Annotated in this window: 1 pseudogene; it reads left to right on the top strand. The window is 79.0% G+C overall.

Annotation, left to right across the window (positions count from 1 at the left end):
- Nucleotides 1-529 (top strand): annotated as a pseudogene (locus tag MRBLMG1_RS36195) (hypothetical protein); the annotation flags it as partial.
- Between the last annotated feature and the right edge of the window lie 120 nt (nucleotides 530-649).

The raw sequence follows: 649 nt of genomic DNA, 5'->3' as shown, positions 1-649 counted from the left end.
CGCGGGCGCCGCGGGCGGCCCGCTCGGCAGCGGCCGCCTCTCGGCGTTCGGCCCCGTGTGGTGGCAGGCGGGCGCCGCGACGGTCCTCTGGGGCGCCTGCGTCGGGGTCCCGACGGCTCTGGCGGTACGGGCCTGGGGCCGCCGCGTCCCGCGCCCGAAGTCCCCGCCGGCGCCGGTCGCCGCACCCGGGGTCCCGGTGTCCGTTCCCTCCGGCGCCTCCTCCGGCCCCGCGCCGGTCCCGCCGTCGGCCGCGGCTCCGGGACGGATCTCCTCCGTGGACCGGCCGGCGGGCGCCGGGGCCGTACCCGCCGCCGAGGACCTCGACGACCTCGACGACCCCGGCTACGAGCCGTACGACTACCTTCCGGCCGCCTGGGAACCCGCGCCGCCGTCGCCGCTCCCGGCCGTGCCGGCGGCCCCACTCCCGACCCCGCCGGCGGCCCCACTCCCGACCCCGCCGGCGGCCGCGCTCCCGACCCCTACCCCGGCCCCGCTCCCGGAGGAACCGCCGGAGCCGGCCGCCGACTAGTAGTGCTTTGTTAGGTGGTGTCGTAGGGCTGCCATGGGACGGTCTGTTGGCAGGTGGGGCAGGTGCCGGTCCAGGTGGCGATGAGGTGTTGGAGGAGGCCCAGGGCCTGGTAGAGAGTCA

The organism is Streptomyces sp. LMG1-1-1.1 (genome assembly GCF_040815545.1).
GTDB lineage: Bacteria > Actinomycetota > Actinomycetes > Streptomycetales > Streptomycetaceae > Streptomyces.
This window is presented reverse-complemented; position numbering and strand designations above follow the sequence as displayed.